Below are 20,078 nucleotides of genomic sequence, written 5' to 3' on the forward strand. Positions count from 1 at the left end.
TATGGAACTATTTTATTATAGTAAGATGAATAAGATGCAGCAGGCGGCGTATCATGCAATCTGCCAGGGCGTCTTGCAGATGGAGAAGGAGATTCAGGTACCGCGTATGAGTGGGGAAGAATTGTATAATGTATTCTTTCAGATGCGTCTGGATCATCCGGAGATTTTCTGGGCAACGGGATTTAAGTATCGTTATTATCAGGAATCGCCGAACATTCAGTTTCTGCCGGAATATTTGTTTGATCAGGCGAAGGTGAAAGAACATCAGAAGGCAATGAAATCAAGAGTAGAGAAACTTGCACGACTAGCGCAGAAATTATCAGAATCAGAGAAAGAAAAATACATTCATGATTTCATTTGCGAAAATGTAAAATATGATAAATTGAAGAAACCTTATTCTCATGAGATCATCGGTCCGTTGGGACATGGCGTCGGAGTCTGTGAAGGAATTGCAAAAGCGGTAAAAGTGCTGTGTGATGAGCTTGGAGTCTGGTGTATGATCGCTATTTGCGGAAATAATCCGGATAAGGGAATCAAATACCGTCATACATGGAATATCGTGCGAATTAATGGGAAATATTATCATTTAGATGCGACATTTGATAATACACTTACAAGAAACTGTACGATCGGAGAAGAAATCCGTTATGATTATTTCAACCTGGAAGACAAATCAATTTTCCGGGATCATGAGCCTTTGATCGCTCCGGCTATGAAGTGTATGGACGGAGATCATTTCTATTATAAAGAAAAGAAACTGTCTTTTACAAAATCGGAAGAAGTTTATAAAAGAGCACTTCAGATGGCAAAGAAAGGAAGAATTCTGACGTTTCATTGGCGCGGAGGTTATCTGACCAAAACAGTTCTGGAAGAATTACTTGATCTGATTGAAAAAGCAGGTGCAGAGAAAGGAAAAAAACCAAGAATCAGTCTTAACTGGCCACAGGCAGTAATCCGTTTTGGTTATGTTGATGCAGATATAGCAGGAAGTGGCGTAGTAGAAGAAGTGAAAATAGAAGAAGCGAATGAAGGTGAGATGCATTCTGACTAAAATACATATCTTATACATGTTTCAGACTGTGATTGGCATCAGAGTGATAGTTGAGAATTTACAAGAAAAAGTTAGTGTGATAGAATAGGATTGAACTGTGAAAGTTGTTGATATCCGTAGGATATAAGCGGGAGAAGAAACAACTTTCAAAAACCAAAGCTGGTGACAAAAGAGAGGTTAAACAGATGATAATTGTAAAAACATACAGAGGACATATTCGTAACTGGGAAGAACTTTGTGAGAGACTTGGAATTGATCTTACACTTTCCAGAGAAGAAAGAGAACATGAGATTTTGATTAAGGCATATCAGACATGGGGATGCGAGATGGCAGATCATATGCACGGAATGTTTGCATTTGCTCTGTGGGATGAGGAAGAGCAGAAACTTTTCTGTCTGAGAGATCAGTTTGGAACAAAACCATTCTATTACTATGAGACAGAAGATGGAGAGCTTCTTTATGGAACGATGATCCGTGATATTATCGATCAGCCGGGATTTAAGAAAGAATTGAATGAAGAGATGCTTCAGCTGTATTTAAGTCTGACCTATGTTGCCGGAGAGAATACATTTTTCCGTGGACTGAAAAAACTGTTGCCGGGACGCTATCTGATCTGGCAGGATGGAAAGCTTGAGATTCACAGATACTGGAAACCGGAATTTCATCCGGATGAGAGCAAGACTCTGGAAGATTGGGCTGATGAGATTCATAATACTCTGAAAGAAATCATGCCAGAGGTAAAAACAGCGGATGAAAAAGTAGAATCATTCCTGTCTGGCGGAGTTGATTCTTCCTATGTGCTTGCAATGTCTGACGCAGAGCAGGCAGATTCCTGTGGTTATGAAGAGGAAAGATTTGATGAATCTGTACTTGCAGAGAAGACAGCACAGCTTCTTGGAAGAAAATTCTCCAGAAGCATCATTACACCGGAGCAGTTCTTTGATATTGTACCTTATGTTATGTACAATATGGAGCAACCACTTGGAGATGCATCTGCGATTGTATTTACACTTGGATGTAATGCGACAGCAGAACATACAAAAATCTGTTATTCCGGAGAGGGTTCTGACGAATTCTTCGGTGGTTATAATATGTACAGAAACGCAGAACGTTATGGTGAGAATCTGAAGAATTTCTATGTTGGAAATACCAATATCATGAAAGAAGACGAGAAGCAGAAGATTCTTAAGAAATACGATCCAGACGTACTGCCAATCGAACTTGCACGAGGAATCTACGAGGAGACAGAAGGTCTTGATCCGTTGACAAAGATGTCTGATGTAGATATTCAGATCTGGCTGGAAGGTGATATTTACCTGAATGTTGATAAGATGAGTACAGCAGCCGGACTTGAGATCCGTATGCCGTTGACAGATAGAAGAATTTTTGATATCGCATCTCGTATGCCGTCTCGCTTTAAAGTAAATGAAGAGCAGAATAAGGTGGCATTCCGTACGGCAGCTGCGAAGGTTCTTCCAGAAGAAATTGCATTCCGTAAGAAGTTAGGATTCATCGTACCAATTCGTATCTGGATGGCTGATGAGAGATACAATCAGGACGTACAGCGTCTCTTCCACAGTGATATTGCAGAGAAATTCTTTGATGTGGATGCAATCAATGCGATTTTTGATGAATATGTTGGAGGAAATTCTGATAACTGGAGAAAAGTATGGACAATCTATACGTTCCTTGTATGGTATGAAGAGTACTTTGTGAAGAGATAATAAAAAGACTATGTATTAAGACTTTAAACATTTTTAAGTGATGGGGTGGAAGCATAAAAAGCTTTGCCCCTTTTTGTTATCCCATTTGATTATCCGAGATATCCACGAAAAAGAGACAAAAGAAAATCCACCGTATGCACCTACGCTATACAGTGGATCTTCACTTTGTTATTCCATCCATTGGAATATTCCTCCTTATTTACTTGATATCTATCTGAAACTATTATCTCAAATAGTGATTTTATATTTTATTTCATTTAATTATCCCATTGGAATATCCTTCTTTCGATTCTTCTTTTATCTATTTTGGATTTTAACTTATCGTCCCATTGGAATTTACCTCTTTCAATTTATTTGTTTGATGATTTAATGAACTATCCCATTGGATTCTACCTCTCTCTCTTTAAATATCGTTTCCGTTTTTTAAATTACTCTTTCTGGTGGTCTGTACCTCTTTCTTTAGATTTTTAAGGATTTAATTTACCTTCCCATTGGACTATACCTCTGTTTCTTTAAAATTAATTTTAATGAAAGGATTAAGTGTCTGGTGGTTTTTCCTCCTTTTTGTTTTTTATTTCGTTTCCTTTTGTTGATTCTATATTAACTCACAGATAGGCATTTGTCAATAGAAAATCAGAAAAAAGTTAAAAATAATTCAAATATACAGAAAATAAGAAATAAAATACAAAAAATACAGGCTATTAATTGCGTTTAAGGTAATTGCATTAGACAGAAAAGTGGACGCAATCTATGGAAACATGGTATGATACTAAGAAAAGAGTTGCCAGCTGCACATAGAACGAACAGCAACAGAATGCAATGCTACAGGTCCTTGCAACGGGCGGGAAATGGAGAGAGAAAATTGAGTAAAGAGTCAAGAACCAGCTGTGAAACATGCACGTATTATATTTATGATGAGGAGTATGAGTGTTATCTCTGTGATAAGAATATGGATGAGGATGATTACATCCGTCTGATGACAAATCAGCATTATCAATGTCCATATTATCGGAATGGAGATGATTATCTTGTTGTTAGAAAACAGCTGTAGAATCATAGAAAAAGCAAGGAAGTATAAAATTAAAAGAAAGAATAAGAAGAAAAGCGGGAGAATCGTTGGATCAGATTCTCCCGCTTTTTAAGAAAGACCTTTGTGCAAGCACCGGTGGTTTCAGACCGTTTGACCTTGGTATCATTAAATTGTTCTCAATACTTTTAAGAGCCGATTATTGTCTTCTGGTTTCATAATGCAGAAGCGGATGAATTCGCCATCCAGACATTGGAAAGAAGAGCAGTCACGGATCATAAGTCCTTCTTTTATACAAGCTTCGAATACATCGAAAGAAGTTACTTCTGGCTTTAAAATCTTCACAAGGATAAAGTTTCCATATGGAAAATAAACCTTGAAAGAAGACATCTTTTTTAATTCAAGAAACATCCGGTCACGTTCCGTCAGGATTAATGCACGTGTCTGGCGGATGTAGGAAGTGTCTTTGAACATCTGCTCACCGGCATATGCTCCAAGGCTGTTTAAGGACCATGGAATCTGCTTTTCTTTCATCTGAGATAAGAACTCTTTATTTCCGGTAATGCCGTATCCAAAACGCATTCCCGGAGCTGCATAGAATTTTGATACACCGCGCAGTACCATGAGATTAGAGAATTCTTTCGTGTATGGAACAGCGGTTACTTCCTGAACGGAAGGTGCAAATTCTACATAAGTTTCATCAATCATGACAAAGATATCGCGGTTTGCACAGAAGGAAAGCAATGCACGCATTTCATCTTTTAAGATGGCAGAAGAAGTTGGATTGTTCGGATTGCAGAGAATCAGAAAATCATATCCGTTTAACAAAGTCCGGCAAAGATCTTCTACATCTAATTCAAAATCTTCCGCTTCCTGAAGATGATAATAGTCCTGTGTACTTCCGGAGAAAGAAAGTTCTCTGGAGTATTCAGAATAGGTTGGACCAAGAATCAGAGTACGCTTTGGTGCTCTTGTTTCAATCAAAAGTGAAATCAGTTCGCTTGAACCGTTGCCCGGCAGGATGAAATCAGCAGGAACATCGCAGTACTCAGCAATTGTGTTGCGAAGTGATTTATAATCTCGGTCAGGATAAGAAGAAAAGAGGTCCACATGAGCCGCAACAGCTTCCTTAACAGAAGGGGAAAGTCCAAGTGGATTTACATTTCCGGCAAAGTTTGTAATACTGTTTTGGTCGATATGATAATATTCACTGATTTTTTCAATATCACTTCCATGAAAAACAGGTTTTGTATTCGTCATAGGCGTCTCCTCCTTAGCAGGTTTCAAATAAAATTCCAAGCGTATTTGGTCCACAATGGCTGGAAATCGTACAGCTTGCTTTCGTTATATGGATTTCATCAAAATGCATGGTTCCTTCAAGCGTATTCTTAACAAGTTCAATGTATTCAGGGGCAATTCCTGAATGCGTGATAAAGATCAGAGATGGATCAATATCCGGATAAGCAGCAAGTTTGTCTTTTACATATTTCACAAGAACTTTATCAAGCGTTCCACGATATTTCTTTCCTACATTCATACTGCCATCTGCTGTGCTGACTTCGATACACGGCTTTAATTTCAAAACATTTGCTCCGAGAGCAGCGACCGTCGAACAGCGCCCACCAGCATGGAGAAATGTCAGCGTATCCAAAATAAAGCTGGCATGACAATGCTTTGTGCGTTCGCGAAGAGCTTCGGCAATGTCTTCCGCTTTCAATCCCTGCTCGATCATCCGACCGGCATCTGTTACAAGAAGTCCGGTTCCGGTGGAAAGAGAACAACTGTCAATCACATGAACATGCCCGAGCTCTTCAGCAGCAATACAGCAGTTTTGATGAGCACTGGAAAGTGAACTTCCAAGATTGATATGGATCACCTCATAGCCTTCATCAATCCAGGGTTTAAAATGTTCAATATATTCCGCAACATTGACGGCGGCTGTTTTTGGAAGGATTTTTTCATCGTAATATTTCTGATAAATTTCTTCCGGTGTAATGTCAATGCCGTCCTTATAATCTTTTCCATCCAGAATGATGTGGAGTGGAAAATAATGTACATGATAACGTTCTTTTAGTTCCTGATCCAGGTCACAGGTACTGTCGGCACTTAAAATGATCTTATTTGTAACAGAATCAGTCATAATTCTCCTCCTAAATTAGTTTGAAAACTTGAATTGTATGGCTAGTATGTATTTATACTGCATAATGTGTACACAAATTATAACATATTTTTCACATAGAGTATAGTTTTTGTATCCAAAAAACAATACAAAATAAGACTTTTTTGCTATTGTTCGCTCCCAATTACTGTTTGTTCGCCCTTGCTGTATTAAAAATGCAAAGAATATTGGAAGCTTTTATTGACATATATAGATAATCGATATATAATCAAGCCAAGATATATAGATAACCGATATATCAGCTGGGAGTCAATCCCACAGCTGATATAGCCTCCGGCAGGATTGCAGAGGTGCGCGTCATTCTGCAGTGAGAATGTTAAAAAGTGTACGGTTAACGTAAAATCAGAAAGATTAGGAGGAATTGTTATGGCAGTTGACAGAAGTCTGGTATCAGGAAGCACAACGATGTTGTTATTAAAGCTTTTATCTGAAAAGGATATGTATGGTTACGAGATGATCGAGACCTTAAGAGAAAAGTCCCAGAATGTGTTTGAATTAAAAGCAGGCACATTATATCCATTGCTTCATGGAATGGAAGATAAGAAATATCTGACAGTTTATGAGAAAGAGGTCGGAGGTAAGGTTCGTAAGTATTACAGTATTACGAAAACCGGGAGGAAAGTTTTAGAAGAGAAGAAAGAAGAGTGGAAAATTTATTCATCGGCTGTAGTGAATGTGATGAATGCAGCAGTTTGTTAGAAAGGGTGATGTTTGATGAGACGAGAGGAGTATTTGCATACATTAACAGAACAGATTCGCTGTAAGATGGCAAGAGGGACGATAGAACAGGAGATCAATGATCATATTGAGGATCAGAAAGAGGAATTCCTAAGTGAAGGAATGAGTCAGACAGAAGCAGAAGAAGCTGCGGTTCGAGAAATGGGTGATCCGGTAGAAGTCGGGCTTGAGATGGATAGAATCCATCGGCCGACAATGGCGTGGGGAATGATTGCGCTGATTGTTGGGTTAAGTCTTGCAGGCTATCTTTTACGAAGTGTTATGTATCAGACCGTTTTAGGTATTGAGCAGAGTGCGGGAAAAACAGAAGACTTGTTCTGGGTAGGAACGTCATTGAGCTGGCATACATCGCTGGAACTGCCGGCACTTTTGCTTGGACTTGTGCTGATGATTGGTATTTGCTATATGGATTATACGAGGATTGCGGTTTATGCAAAACCAAGCTTGATCGCATATCAGGTGTTACTTTTCATTGGACTGCAGGTTGCCGGTTTGAAAATGAATGGATCAACCAGATATATTAGAATGCCATTCGGCATTGGATTGAATCTGATTGATTTACTCTGGCTGACAATTCCGTTGTTTGCAGCTGTATTATATAGTTACAGAGGTCAGGGATATCGAGGAATTTTAAAGGCAATCCTTTGGATGGTCATTCCAACATATTTCCTGATTATAAGAAGCCAGAGTCTGATTGGGGCAATGATACTGGAATTGGTTTATTGTGTGGTTTTGGCGGTGGCTGTTCACAAAGGCTGGTTTCAGGTTTGTAAAAAAGCAGTACTTACGGGAATCGGAGCAGTAGTCGTTCTGATACCGGTGCTGCTTGCGGGAGGCCTCTGGTGTTTTGGCAAGGCTTACCAGAAAGAGCGTATAGCGGCTATATTATCAATCGGTGATCATGCAGCAGATTTCCCACGCGTCAATGTGATTCGGGAAATGCTTTCCGGAAGCTCAGCATTTCATGGCAATCCGCAGTTTAAAGAACTTCTGACATCTGTAGACGGAAGTGTCCATCTGCTTGCCAGTGTGGTAGCTGCTTATGGAATACTGGCAGGCGTGTTGTTGGTTCTCTGTCTGGTAGTGCTCGTTCTTCGGTTTGCTAAGATTTCTTTAAACCAGAAGAACCAGCTTGGTATGGTGATGGGAATAGGATGCACAGCATTGTTCCTGATTCAGATCGTAGTTTTTATATTAGAAAATCTGGGAGGAGTCTGTAATATGGGAATCTACTGTCCGTTCTTTGGAACAGGAGGATCAGGTATGCTGACATCTTATATCCTGCTCGGATTACTGCTCAGTATCTGCAGATATCAGAAGACAGCGCCGGAACCGGTAATCAGGTCCTGGCGCTGGAGACAACGTTCTCAATCATGAAAAAAATTATTTTGTTGTATTACGGCGAATTAATACAGGGGCAATTTGTTTATGAATAGGTTCACCTAATGGTTTGGGAACACGCTTTTTCTGCTCTTCCATCTGTTGGACAAGAAGATCCATGGCAGTCTTTGCAATCACATCAATCTGCTGGCCGATGGTTGTGATTGGAAGGATTGCCTCGCTGGCAATCGGAGAGTTGTCAAATCCAACGATCTCATAAGTAGAAGGAAATGTTCCATATTTTTGGAAAATTAAATTAAGAAACATATTTGCATAGGTATCATTCGCGAGAAAGATACCTTTTTTTTGATTGGGATATTTTGCTTCTATTTTATTGAAAATCTCTCGGATTACGTTTAAAATCTCATGATAAGAATCACCTTCTACACTAAGATCTATATCATATGGAATATGATATTCTTCGCAAGTAGCCTGAAAGGCCCGGATTCGGTCATAAGCCGGGATGGATTTATTCACATTGACATTTATATGAATTAATATGTCACATTTATCCCGAATCAACAGGGAAGTAGCTTGAAGTGCACCCATATAGTTATCAGTATTGACACTGCTGATATATTCTGCTTCGCGTTCAATTGCGATGACAGGAATCTGATAGGAAGCAAGTTTCTCAGATGGAAGAGTGTGACTTAAAACAATCAGTCCTTCAATCTGATAAGACAGAAGTTCTTCAATGTACTGTTGTTCTTCTTCAGCGCCATGTTCACTGGCGAAAACAAGAAATTTATAGTGATAATCACTGTAACTGGAAAGGAATTGTGTCAGCATCTCAGAATAATAGTGCAGGTAAAGGTTTGGAACAATGATTCCGATAAATTCGCTTTTTCCATTTGCCAGAACCTTTGCCAGCTTATTCTTTTTATATCCAAGTGTATCAAGAGCCTGTGAAATCTTTTCCTGGTTTTCAACCGTCAGTGAATCCGGGTGATTGAAATATCTTGATATTGTAGTTTTTGAAAAATTGGTATATTCCGCAATATCTGCAAAAGTTACCTGTTTTTTACTCATAAAAGTTGAATCTCCTTCAATATGATGGCTGATGGTTCATAATATCTTTTAGTATAGCAATTTTCATGGAAAAACGCAACACTAAAATAACCAGTTACGTAACCGGTTATTTTAGTGCGCAAAAGTGTTGACAGAAAGAGAAGAATATAGTAATATCAAACCATAAAGTAACCGGTTACGTAACCGGTTTTCCATAGAGTTAAAGGAATGGAGGAAGAAGTGCATGAAAAGAATGCAAAATCAAGTAAAGTCCGTAAGCAAACGAACGTGGAGAGAAAAGATGACTTATATGAAGAAAAACTGGCAGTTATATCTTTTCTTCCTAATGCCAGGGCTTTTACTGACAATTATTTTTAAGTATCTCCCAATGGGTGGTCTCCTGATAGCTTTTGAAGACTACAATGTAATAAAAGGAGTTCTTGGCAGTCCCTGGGTAGGACTTGAGTATTTTAGGCGATTTTTATCTTCACCAGATTTTATGAATTATCTGATGAATACATTAAAATTGAGTATCTATGGACTGTTGTGGGGATTCCCGGTTCCGATTATTCTTGCATTGCTTCTAAATCGCATCCGTAAGACAGGGATTAAAAAGAAAGTTCAGCTTTTGATCTATATGCCGAATTTTATTTCAGTCATCGTACTTTGCGGTATGGTTCGTATGCTTTTATCACCTGTAGGACCGCTGAACAAAGTGCTCGGAATTAGCACAAACTGGATGACAATGCCTTCTGCATTCCGAACAATTTATATTGCAAGCGGAATCTGGCAAGCAGCAGGATGGTCCTCTATCATGTATACAGCAGCATTGGCAAATGCAAGCAAGGAGCTGGAAGAAGCAGCGACCATGGATGGAGCAAATCTTCTGCAGCAGATCTGGTATGTAGAGTTGCCGGCAATTAAAAATATTATCGTAATTCAGTTTATTTTACAGGCCGGAAATATTATGAGTATAGGTTTTGAAAAAGCATATGCTTTACAGACAGACATGAACTTGCCGGCATCAGAAATCCTGTCTACATATGTATATCGTATTGGACTTCTGAACGGAGATTATGGATATTCGACAGCGGTAGGTCTCTTCAACTCGGTTGTAAATGTTATCTTGTTGATCTTTGTAAACTGTGTTGTTAAGAAACTGAATGACGGAGAAGGATTATAGAAAAGAGGGAGAAGAGATGGAGAAAAAAAAGAAGAAAAAATATTCAAGGACAGACAAAGTAATCCTTGGAATCGGATTTACCATTCTTGGTTTATTCGTCCTTTCTATAGCAATACCGATTATCTATGTAGTACTTGCATCCTTTATGGATCCGACTGTTTTGAATAACCAGGGATTGAGTTTTAATATTAAGGACTGGACATTAGATGCATATCGAAGAGTATTAGAGAATGAAATGATCTGGCGTGGCTTTTTAAATTCCTTCCTGTATTCACTTGCATTTACAGTTATTTCTGTTTTTGTGACATTGTTGGCAGCGTATCCACTGTCCAAAAAAGAATTTGTAGGAAGAAAGGTTTTTAATATTATCTTCTTAATTACTATGTTTTTTGGCGGTGGAATGATTCCTACATTCATTTTGATCAATCAACTGCATATGGTTAATACAGTGTGGGCAATCCTGATTCCAGGAGCATTTAATGTATGGAATATGATTCTTGCAAGAACTTATTATCAGTCAATTCCAACAGAATTAAGAGAAGCATCTGCGATTGATGGAGCGAATGAAATCCAACATTTCTTTAAAATTATGATTCCGGTATGTAAGCCAATCATTGCAGTACTGGCGCTTTGGTCTTTCGTTGGAATGTGGAACAGTTATTTCGACGCAATGATTTATTTGAATGATGCGAATTTGCAGCCATTACAGTTAGTACTCCGTTCTATCTTAGTACAGAATACACCACAGCCGGGCATGATTGCCGATATTCAGAGCACAGCGGAAATGGCAAAAATAGCAGAACAGCTCAAATATGCAACCATTGTAGTATCAAGTTTACCACTGTTAGTAATGTACCCATTCTTCCAGAAGTACTTTGACAAAGGAATTATGGTTGGATCGGTAAAAGGCTAATAAGAAAGGAATGATACAGATATGAAGAAAAGAAAAGTAAATGCATTACTTGCAATTGTACTATCTCTGACGATGCTGGTGGGAGTTACAGGTTGTGGAAAAGAGCAGCAGCTTGAAGCTGAAATCAACCCGGATACACCTGCAACGGAAGTGCAGTTTCCATTGAAGGAAACTGCAGAACTTTCCTTTATTACAAGTGCACCGGCTACATCAACGCAGGAGCCAAATGAACGAGTAATCTTTTAGAGAATGGAAGAGCAGACGAATGTTCATATTGATTGGACTTGTTTTGTATCGGATCAGTTTTCTGATAAGAAAAATCTGGCACTTGCTCAATTTGGAAATCTACCGGACGGATTATTCAATGCAGGAATGAGTGATTATGATCTATTGCGTTATGCAAAGCAGGGTATCATTATTCCATTAGAGAATCTGATAGATAAATATATGCCGAATTTACAGGCAGTATTTGAAAAATATCCAGAATATAGGACAATGTGTACAGCACCAGATGGACATATTTATTCATTCCCTTGGATTGAACAGCTTGGAGCCGGGAAAGAAGCCATTCAGGCAATCGGAGATGTTCCATATATTAACAAAAAATGGCTGGATTATCTAGGACTTGAGATTCCGACAACAACAGATGAATTGGAACAGGTATTGATTCAATTCCGTGATCATGCAGATGAACTTGAAAAAGAATTTTCAATCGAAGGTGATGTGATTCCAATGTCATTTATTATCAATAATGGAGACCAAGATCCGGCAATTCTAATTAATGGGTTTGGAGAAGGTTATGGAGACACGGGAGATCATTTCGCTGTAACGGATGAAGGAAAAGTTATTTACACAACTGTTCAGGAAGGTTATAAAGAAGGAATTGAATGGTTACATAAACTTGTGACAGAGGATTTAGTTGACCCAGAAGCATTTACACAAGAGTGGTCCACCTATGTAGCAAAAGGTAAGAACCATCGATACGGTCTCTGTTTTACATGGGACATTGCAAATATTGATAACAATGAAGATTATGTGATGCTACCGGCGCTGACAGGACCGAATGGTATGAGAAATATCACGAGACAGAATAACAGTGAAACAAGTGGATTTGACCGTGGAAGATGTGTTCTTACATCAAGTTGTCGGAATACAGCACTTGCTGCTGCATGGATTGATCAGATGTATGCACCACTTCAATCACCACAGAATAACTGGGGAACTTATGGAGAAAAGGACTCCTTTAACATTTTTGAACTGTCCACAAACAAAGATGGTGGAAAAATGCTAAAGCATATGGATCTTGGAACACAGTCTCCGGTAGAAGTTCGTGAGGCACAATCGGTAAATGGTCCTCTTGCAGTTTTAAATGAATATTATGATGTATATGTAACACAGCCGGAAGATGCAAAATGGCGTTTGGATAATATGCATGAAACTTATTTACAGGATATGAACAGTAAATATGTTTATCCAAATGTCTTTATGAGCATTGATGATACGAATAAAGTATCTCAGTACGATACAGATATAAAAAAATATGCAGAACAGAAGAAAGCAGACTGGATCCTGAATGGAGGAATTGAAAAAGAGTGGGATTCCTATCTAAAGAAAATGGAACAGTATGGGCTTTCAGATTATCTTTCAATTAAACAGAAGTACTTTGATGAGTATCAGAAGTCATTAAGTGAAGAAAAATAACGATACGAACAACAGGAGAATTTGCATGAGTGAGATGTTAGAAAAGGCTAGAAAATATGAAGATGAACAGGGAAAGCAGATAAAAGCAGAAGACAGACCGGCTTTTCATGTGAGTCCGTATGTAGGCTGGATGAATGATCCGAATGGATTTTCATACTATCAGGGAGAATATCATTTATTTTATCAGTATAATCCATACGATACACATTGGGACAGTATGCATTGGGGGCATGTGGTAAGTAAAGACTTATTGCATTGGGAATATCTCCCGGCAGCTCTTGCACCAGATGAAGACTACGATAAGATTGGCTGTTTCTCAGGAAGCGCAATAGAGCTGGATGATGGCAGACAATTGCTTATGTATACAGCCGTAGATCATGAAACATTAGAAGATGGAAGTAAAAGAGATATGCAGACACAGGCGGTAGCTGTCGGAGACGGAAGAGATTATGTGAAGTATGAGAAGAATCCGGTCTTGACAGAAAAGGATCTTCCGGAAGGTGCAAGTAAAGTGGATTTCCGTGATCCAAAGATCTGGAAAGGAAAAGATGGAAACTTCTATTGTGTGATTGGAAGCAGACCGGCAGACGGAAGTGGACAGATTCTTCTTTACAGAAGTGCAAATGGATTTGACTGGGAATTTGTCAGCATCCTTGCAGAAAATAAGAAACGTTTTGGAAAGATGTGGGAGTGTCCGGATTTCTTTGAACTGGATGGAAAACACGTTCTCCTGACAAGTCCGCAGGATATGTTACCGGAAGGCTTGGAATATCATACCGGAAACGGCACTTTATGTATCATAGGAGAAATGGACAAGGATACATATACCTTAAAAGAGCAGTTCAATCAGTCTGTGGATTATGGAATTGATTTTTATGCAATGCAGACAGTGGAAGCACCGGATGGTCGCAGAATTATGATCGGCTGGATGCAGAACTGGGATACGCTTGCTCATCGTTGTAACGACTCAAAATGGTTTGCGCAAATGAGTCTGCCGAGAGAATTGTCTGTGAAGAACGGAAGACTTTATCAAACTCCAATCAAAGAACTCGATGCACTGCGCAAAAACAGAGTTGAGTACAACGATGTAGTAATAGATAATGATACGATCACATTAGATCGCGTCGAAGGACGAACCATCGACATGGAACTCGTGATACGTCCGGAAGATAAAGAAAATGTATATAAGAAATTCGCATTACGTTTTGCACAGAATGAGAAATTCCATACAGAATTGAGCTTCCGCCCGTATGAGTCTGTATTGAAAATTGACAGAAAATTTTCAGGAACCGAACGAGCACTGGTTCATCAGAGAAGATGTCAGGTGAACGGAGATGCCAATGAGTTAAAGCTTCGTGTGATTCTGGACAGATTCAGCGCAGAAGTATTTATTAACGATGGCGAGCAGGTTATGTCTGCTGTTATGTTTACAGAACAGGAAGCAAACGGAATTTCATTCTTTGCTGATGGTGCAGCTAAAATCGATGTAGTGAAATATGATCTGGTATAGAAGTTACATGATAAATATACATTGAGATTGAAAATGCATGGATAATGATAGGGGGGATTCCTGATTAAGGAATCCCCTTATGTAGTATAGGAGTATAGTATTGATGATAGAAGTAAGAAGAAAAAGACATGAAAACGAACTGCACGAAAAATATATGCAGTTGTATCATAATGAACAATGTTATGAAGAATTAATGCAGTCATTGGAAGAGGCTTATCAGAACAGACCTGCTGAACTTAGACGGTTAGATAATAAAAGAGAAAAAGAACCGAATTGGTATCGAAACAGAAATATGCTTGGGATAACGATGTATCCGAAGCTATTTGCAGGGGGATTAAACGGTGTGATAGAGCATTTGGATTATTTGTCTGAGCAGAAGATCACCTATCTTCATCTGATGCCGCTTCTGAAAATGCCGCATCCATATAATGACGGTGGCTATGCGGTAGAGGATTTTAAACAGGTAGATCCTGAAATTGGAACAAACGAAGAGTTGGAAAAGTTGACAAAAGAGCTGAGAAAACGCGGAATCAGTCTGTGTCTGGATGTTGTTATGAATCATACAGCAGATACGCATGAGTGGGCAATGCGAGCCAAGAGAGGCGAACAGGAATATATGGATCGCTATCAGTGCTATGAGACACGCGAGATTCCGGATCAGTTTGAGAAGACGATGCCGCAGGTGTTCCCGGAAACTGCGCCGGGCAACTTTACATGGTGTGAAGAGATGCACAGACATGTGCTCACAACATTTTATCCTTATCAGTGGGATCTGAATTATCACAATCCGAAAGTATTTAATGAAATGATAGGAAATATCCTGTATCTGGCTAATATGGGAGTGGAAGTATTTCGTATTGATGCAGTTCCGTATATTTGGAAGGAGTTGGGAACCAACTGCAGAAATCTTCCGCAGGTTCATAGTATCGTCCGTATGCTGCGTATGATCCTTGAAATGGTTTGTCCGGGTGTAATCTTAAAAGGCGAGGTTGTTATGGAGCCAAAAGAACTTCCGGTTTATTTTGGAACAGAGCAAGAGCCGGAATGCCATATGTTATACGGTGTTTCCAGTATGGTGAATCTGTGGGCAGCACTGGCTACAAGAGACACAAGAATGTTGAAGCATCAGATGGATGTGATTCACAGTCTTCCGAAGAACTGCTATTTTGTCAATTACCTTCGCTGTCATGATGATATCGGCTGGGGCCTGGATGAAGAGCAGGAGAAGAAGCTGGAGATAGATCCGATTCAGCACAAGGAATATTTATATCATTTCTTTGAGGGGACATATCCGTACAGCTTTGCTCGTGGAGAGCTTTATAATTACGATCCGGTGACCAAAGATGCCAGAAGCTGTGGAACAACGGCAAGTCTGTGTGGAATTGAAAAAGGTGGATTTGAAGGAGATCTTGAGCAGGTGAAACAGGGAATCCAGAGAGTGCTGATGATGCATGCGGCATGTATGAGCATGGAAGGTTTTGTGATGCTTTCATCTGGAGATGAGATCGGTCAGGTCAATGATTACAATTATAAGAAAAACCCGGATACTGCTGCGGACAGTCGATATCTGCATCGAAGTCCGTTCCAGTGGGAGAATGCAGAGAAGAGAAAAAAACCAGGTACTGTACAGTATGCGATCTGGAATGGTTTGAAACAGATGGAAGAATTCAGACGTGAGGAAAATTGCTTTGGAGAGACTGCCGGTATCTCTACATGGGATACAGGAAATTCTTCAGTCTTCGCAATCAGAAGGACAGCAGGAAGAGAAGAACTGATCTGTCTGGCTAATTTCTCGGAGTATGGGCAGAATGCATGGCTGAATTGTCTGGAAGGTGAATATGAAGATTTATTTACAGGAGAAAAACTGGAAATGAACTCGGTATGGATGAATCCTTATCAGTACAGATGGTGTGTGAAAAAATAGAAATCTGTTGAGAATAGAAAAAATGTTGTCGCTTTGGCAGCAGAATGGAGAAGAAAATGAAAAAATATGATGTAGTAGCACTTGGAGAATTATTGATTGATTTTACAGAAAACGGAAAGAGCAATCAGGGAAATCCTCTTTTTGAGGCAAACCCAGGAGGAGCACCGTGTAATGTGCTTGCGATGCTGACAAAGTTAGGACATAAGACAGCATTTATCGGAAAAGTAGGTGAAGATTTTTTCGGAGAGCAGTTAAGAGATGCAATTACAGAAGTTGGGATCGACGCATCCGGATTATGCACAGATAAAGAAATCCATACAACACTTGCTATGGTACATACTTATCCGGACGGAGATAGAGATTTTTCATTTTATCGTAATCCGGGAGCAGATATGATGCTGAACAAAGAAGAGATTTGTGAAGAACTTATCAAAGAAACAAAGATCTTCCATTTCGGAACATTGTCTATGACACATGAAGGAGTGCGCGAAGCAACAAAAGAAGCCATTCGTATTGCGGAAGAGTCCGGTGCGATTATTTCTTTTGACCCGAACTTACGTCCTCCACTTTGGAATTCACTGGATGAGGCAAAAGAGCAGGTGTTATACGGTCTCGGACATTGCCATATTCTGAAAATCTCTGACAATGAGATTCAGTGGCTGACAGGAGAAGAGGATTATACTGCAGGTGTAAACTGGATCAGAGAGAGATATCAGATTTCGCTGATTCTTGTATCTATGGGAAAAGAAGGAAGCCGTGCATACTATAACGGAAGCATCGTAGAGGTAAAACCGTTCCTTCAGAAAAATACAATTGAGACAACAGGAGCCGGAGATACGTTCTGCGGTTGTGTATTACATTATATCTGTGAACATGGAATGGAAGACTTAAAGGAAGAAAACCTGAAAGATATGCTGACATTTGCAAATGCGGCAGCTTCTGTGATCACAACAAGAAAAGGTGCACTGCGCGTAATGCCTACAAGAGAGGAAATCCAGAATCTGCTGATCGAGCGAGCTGCAGAGTAATGTGTGCTGAAAAATAGTTGAGAAGAATAATACTCTGAAAAACGAAACAGAGAGGATACGAAAGTTACAAACGTATTCTCTCTGTTTTGTTCTCTCTTATATCTAGTAACTGTTCAGAGCCAACCTCCAAAATGCTACGCATTTCGTCGGTGTGGCGTATCCGCCAAATAAAATTTCAAAAACAGTCTTAAAAATGCAAGCATTTTACACCTGTTTTATGAAATTTTGCTTGGCTCTGAACAGTTACATTTCCTATAAGCAAATTTCGGCAGTCCGCCTTCTTCCGGTACTTTTACAGAACCCTGGATGAGAGGCAGTGCATAGTCAATGAACTGCTGTCCGATATCGGAACCATTTTCTGTGATCCAGTCTAGAGGAACTGTCTTCTCCTGATTACAGATAAGGTTCACATCTTCCGGAGCGTAAGTAATGTGGTAATCCGCATCGTCTGTACGGTGGAAGGCGATCATCATTCCTGTTGTTCCCTTCAGTGCAGTCTGCACACCGAAAGAACCGGAAGCAATCGCTTCTTTCTCGTCTGTCGCAGAGAGCATAGCGGAAGAACAACGCTGGTTGACATTGAGCTCGATAGAACGAACTTTTACGCCAAGGCGGTCTTTAACAAGGTTTTCCAGATATTTTCCGGAACCTGTCAGCATTTTATGTCCGAATGTATCTACGCCTACATCACTTGCAAGCTCGCAGACAAACTTACCGTTTCCATCATTGATTCCTTCGGAAATGCAGACAACCAGATTGGAAGTATGCTTGAAAGCTTTCTGAACATCTGCAAGGAACTGTTCCTGATCAAATGCAACTTCCGGAAGATAGATCAGAACCGGATTGTCGCCTTCGAATTTACGGGCAAGGACACTGGCAGCGGCCAGCCATCCGGCATGACGTCCCATGATCTCAACGATCGTAACGGATTTTTTATTATCATAAACAGAAGCGTCGATCGCAATCTCACGAACAGTGGATGCTACATATTTGGCAGCACTTCCGAATCCCGGTGTGTGGTCTGTCAGGACAAGGTCATTGTCGATTGTCTTAGGGATTCCGATGAAACGGATCTCGCTGTTTACAGTCTCGGCATAGCGGGAAAGCTTGCTTACTGTATCCATGGAATCATTTCCACCGATGTAGAAGAAGTAGCCGATATTGTACTTCTCAAATTTCTCAAAGAGCTGCGGATAGACAGCGTCTGTCAGGTCTTCCGGAAGTTTGTAACGGCAGGAACCAAGATAAGATCCCGGTGTTGTCTTGATCAGTTCAAGCTCACCGTTCACTTCTAAAGGTTTCATATCCATCATATTCTCATTCAGGAAACCTTCGATTCCGTTGATCATTCCATAAATTGTTCCAATGACATCCTCACGATTCAGTGCTTCGTAAACAACCCCATAAAGGCTGGCATTAATAACTGCGGTTGGTCCGCCGGACTGTCCGACGATTGCATTCTTCTTCATAAAGTTTCTCCTTTGGTTTAAGTTGAGATAGTCGATTTCTGTTGTCAATATATTCTAAGAACTCAATAATATATTAATGATTCGTTATTACTATAGCTGAAAAAAAGAAAATTTACAACAATAAGTCGAAAAGATGCTATAATGAGCGTAAAAGAAAAGGAAGCGACGCCGTAGGCGGGCATTAAAAAATGGAGGTTAAACAATGAAATATATTTCATTTGCAATTCCATGTTACAATTCAGAAGCATATATGGAAAAGGCAATCAATTCCATTCTTGTTGGGGGCGAGGATGTTGAGATCATTGTAGTGAATGACGGTTCAAAAGACGGAACTCAGGAAATCGCAGAGCGATATCAGGAAAAATATCCGACGATCGTAAAAGCAGTTGCGAAACCGAACGGTGGACATGGAGATGCAGTGAACTGTGGACTGGAGCATGCGACAGGAAAGTATTTTAAGGTTGTAGATAGTGATGACTGGGTAGACGAGGAAGCACTGTTAAAGGTTCTTGACACAGTCAAAGGATTTGTAAAAGATGAGTCTGAAGTAGATATGGTCATTGCGAACTATGTATATGAGAAGGTTGGCATGACGCATAAGAAAGTCATTCGTTACGATAACGTTCTTCCGGAGAATCAGATTTTTAAATGGGAGGATATCGGACATTTCCGTCTGGATCAGTATATCTTGATGCATTCTGTAATTTACCGTACAGAGATGCTTAAGCTTTGTCAGCTGGAATTACCGAAGCATACATTTTATGTAGATAATATTTATGTATATTATCCGTTGCCACATGTACGTACACTTTATTACATGAATGTAGATCTTTACAGATATTTCATCGGACGTGAGGATCAGTCAGTCAATGAGAAGGTGATGATCAGCAGAATCGACCAGCAGCTTTTCGTAACGAAGAAAATGATCTCCATGTATGAGCTTCGTCTGATCGGAAGCAAGAAGCTGAGAAAATATATGGTGAATTATTTGGCAATCATGATGACAGTTTCTTCTATTTTATGCATTCGCTCTAAGAAGAAAGAGAATCTCGAGAAGAAGAAAGAACTGTGGGCTTATCTGAAGAAAAAAGACTATAGGACTTATATGAAGATCCGTTATGGAATTCTTGGACAGACGATGAATCTTCCGGGAAGATCAGGAAGAAGAGTGTCTTCACTTGCGTATACGGTTGCAAGAAGATTGATCGGGTTTAATTAAATAAAAAAATTCCTATGAATATTT

The 20,078-nt window shown here is 39.6% G+C and carries 15 protein-coding genes and 1 pseudogene; 12 read left to right on the forward strand and 4 right to left on the reverse strand.

What is annotated here, in order from left to right; translation table 11 throughout:
- Window position 1: 1 nt before the first annotated feature.
- The 3 genes from ACZ47Z_RS02815 to ACZ47Z_RS02825 all read left to right on the forward strand — a co-directional run bounded on the left by ACZ47Z_RS02815 (window position 2) and on the right by ACZ47Z_RS02825 (window position 3,826).
- On the forward strand, window positions 2-1,051 hold the full coding sequence (locus ACZ47Z_RS02815; protein WP_054753173.1) for a transglutaminase domain-containing protein: 1,050 nt from the start codon (window positions 2-4) through the stop codon (window positions 1,049-1,051).
- Between the two features lie 185 nt (window positions 1,052-1,236).
- Entirely contained in the window at window positions 1,237-2,775 is a 1,539-nt protein-coding gene (gene asnB / locus ACZ47Z_RS02820; protein WP_117860707.1) for an asparagine synthase (glutamine-hydrolyzing), read from the forward strand.
- A gap of 862 nt (window positions 2,776-3,637) precedes the next feature.
- Complete coding sequence (locus ACZ47Z_RS02825) at window positions 3,638-3,826, forward strand: DUF6472 family protein (protein ID WP_054753175.1); 189 nt, start codon at window positions 3,638-3,640, stop codon at window positions 3,824-3,826.
- A 144-nt stretch (window positions 3,827-3,970) separates the two neighbouring features.
- Here the strand turns inward: ACZ47Z_RS02825 and ACZ47Z_RS02830 are convergent, their stop codons facing one another.
- Both ACZ47Z_RS02830 and ACZ47Z_RS02835 read right to left on the reverse strand, forming a co-directional pair.
- On the reverse strand, window positions 3,971-5,062 hold the full coding sequence (locus ACZ47Z_RS02830) for a pyridoxal phosphate-dependent aminotransferase (RefSeq protein WP_054753177.1): 1,092 nt from the start codon (window positions 5,060-5,062) through the stop codon (window positions 3,971-3,973).
- Between the two features lie 13 nt (window positions 5,063-5,075).
- Window positions 5,076-5,942 (reverse strand): DegV family protein, encoded by an 867-nt coding sequence (locus tag ACZ47Z_RS02835; RefSeq protein WP_464525851.1) that lies wholly within the window; start codon window positions 5,940-5,942, stop codon window positions 5,076-5,078.
- A gap of 405 nt (window positions 5,943-6,347) precedes the next feature.
- Here ACZ47Z_RS02835 and ACZ47Z_RS02840 point away from each other — a divergent pair, with 405 nt between their 5' ends.
- A complete protein-coding gene (locus tag ACZ47Z_RS02840) occupies window positions 6,348-6,680 on the forward strand; it encodes a PadR family transcriptional regulator (protein ID WP_020437081.1) in 333 nt (110 codons plus the stop codon).
- Window positions 6,681-6,695: 15 nt separating this feature from the next.
- Complete coding sequence (locus tag ACZ47Z_RS02845) at window positions 6,696-8,096, forward strand: permease prefix domain 1-containing protein (RefSeq protein WP_270346880.1); 1,401 nt, start codon at window positions 6,696-6,698, stop codon at window positions 8,094-8,096.
- Between the two features lie 6 nt (window positions 8,097-8,102).
- Here the strand turns inward: ACZ47Z_RS02845 and ACZ47Z_RS02850 are convergent, their stop codons facing one another.
- A complete protein-coding gene (locus ACZ47Z_RS02850) occupies window positions 8,103-9,128 on the reverse strand; it encodes a LacI family DNA-binding transcriptional regulator (RefSeq protein ID WP_117826949.1) in 1,026 nt (341 codons plus the stop codon).
- Window positions 9,129-9,351: 223 nt separating this feature from the next.
- On the opposite strand from ACZ47Z_RS02850, the gene ACZ47Z_RS02855 reads away from it, so the two are divergent.
- The 6 genes and pseudogenes from ACZ47Z_RS02855 to ACZ47Z_RS02880 all read left to right on the forward strand — a co-directional run bounded on the left by ACZ47Z_RS02855 (window position 9,352) and on the right by ACZ47Z_RS02880 (window position 17,366).
- Window positions 9,352-10,290, forward strand: coding sequence for an ABC transporter permease (locus ACZ47Z_RS02855; protein ID WP_464525852.1), 939 nt, complete (start codon window positions 9,352-9,354; stop codon window positions 10,288-10,290).
- Window positions 10,291-10,306: 16 nt separating this feature from the next.
- Window positions 10,307-11,203 carry a carbohydrate ABC transporter permease gene (locus ACZ47Z_RS02860; protein WP_054753288.1) on the forward strand — a complete coding sequence of 299 codons (897 nt, stop codon included), beginning with the start codon at window positions 10,307-10,309 and terminating at the stop codon, window positions 11,201-11,203.
- Between the two features lie 21 nt (window positions 11,204-11,224).
- Window positions 11,225-12,904 (forward strand): annotated as a pseudogene (locus tag ACZ47Z_RS02865) (type 2 periplasmic-binding domain-containing protein).
- A 25-nt stretch (window positions 12,905-12,929) separates the two neighbouring features.
- A complete protein-coding gene (locus tag ACZ47Z_RS02870) occupies window positions 12,930-14,414 on the forward strand; it encodes a glycoside hydrolase family 32 protein (protein WP_054753185.1) in 1,485 nt (494 codons plus the stop codon).
- Window positions 14,415-14,517: 103 nt separating this feature from the next.
- Window positions 14,518-16,338, forward strand: coding sequence for an amylosucrase (locus tag ACZ47Z_RS02875; protein ID WP_055158233.1), 1,821 nt, complete (start codon window positions 14,518-14,520; stop codon window positions 16,336-16,338).
- Window positions 16,339-16,394: 56 nt separating this feature from the next.
- On the forward strand, window positions 16,395-17,366 hold the full coding sequence (locus ACZ47Z_RS02880) for a carbohydrate kinase family protein (protein WP_054753187.1): 972 nt from the start codon (window positions 16,395-16,397) through the stop codon (window positions 17,364-17,366).
- Between the two features lie 215 nt (window positions 17,367-17,581).
- On the opposite strand, the gene ACZ47Z_RS02885 is transcribed toward ACZ47Z_RS02880, so the two are convergent.
- Window positions 17,582-18,835, reverse strand: coding sequence for a 6-phosphofructokinase (locus ACZ47Z_RS02885; RefSeq protein WP_464525853.1), 1,254 nt, complete (start codon window positions 18,833-18,835; stop codon window positions 17,582-17,584).
- A gap of 202 nt (window positions 18,836-19,037) precedes the next feature.
- On the opposite strand from ACZ47Z_RS02885, the gene ACZ47Z_RS02890 reads away from it, so the two are divergent.
- Complete coding sequence (locus ACZ47Z_RS02890) at window positions 19,038-20,054, forward strand: glycosyltransferase family 2 protein (protein WP_054753189.1); 1,017 nt, start codon at window positions 19,038-19,040, stop codon at window positions 20,052-20,054.
- The last annotated feature ends 24 nt before the right edge of the window (window positions 20,055-20,078 follow it).

Source organism: Mediterraneibacter faecis, assembly GCF_055383675.1.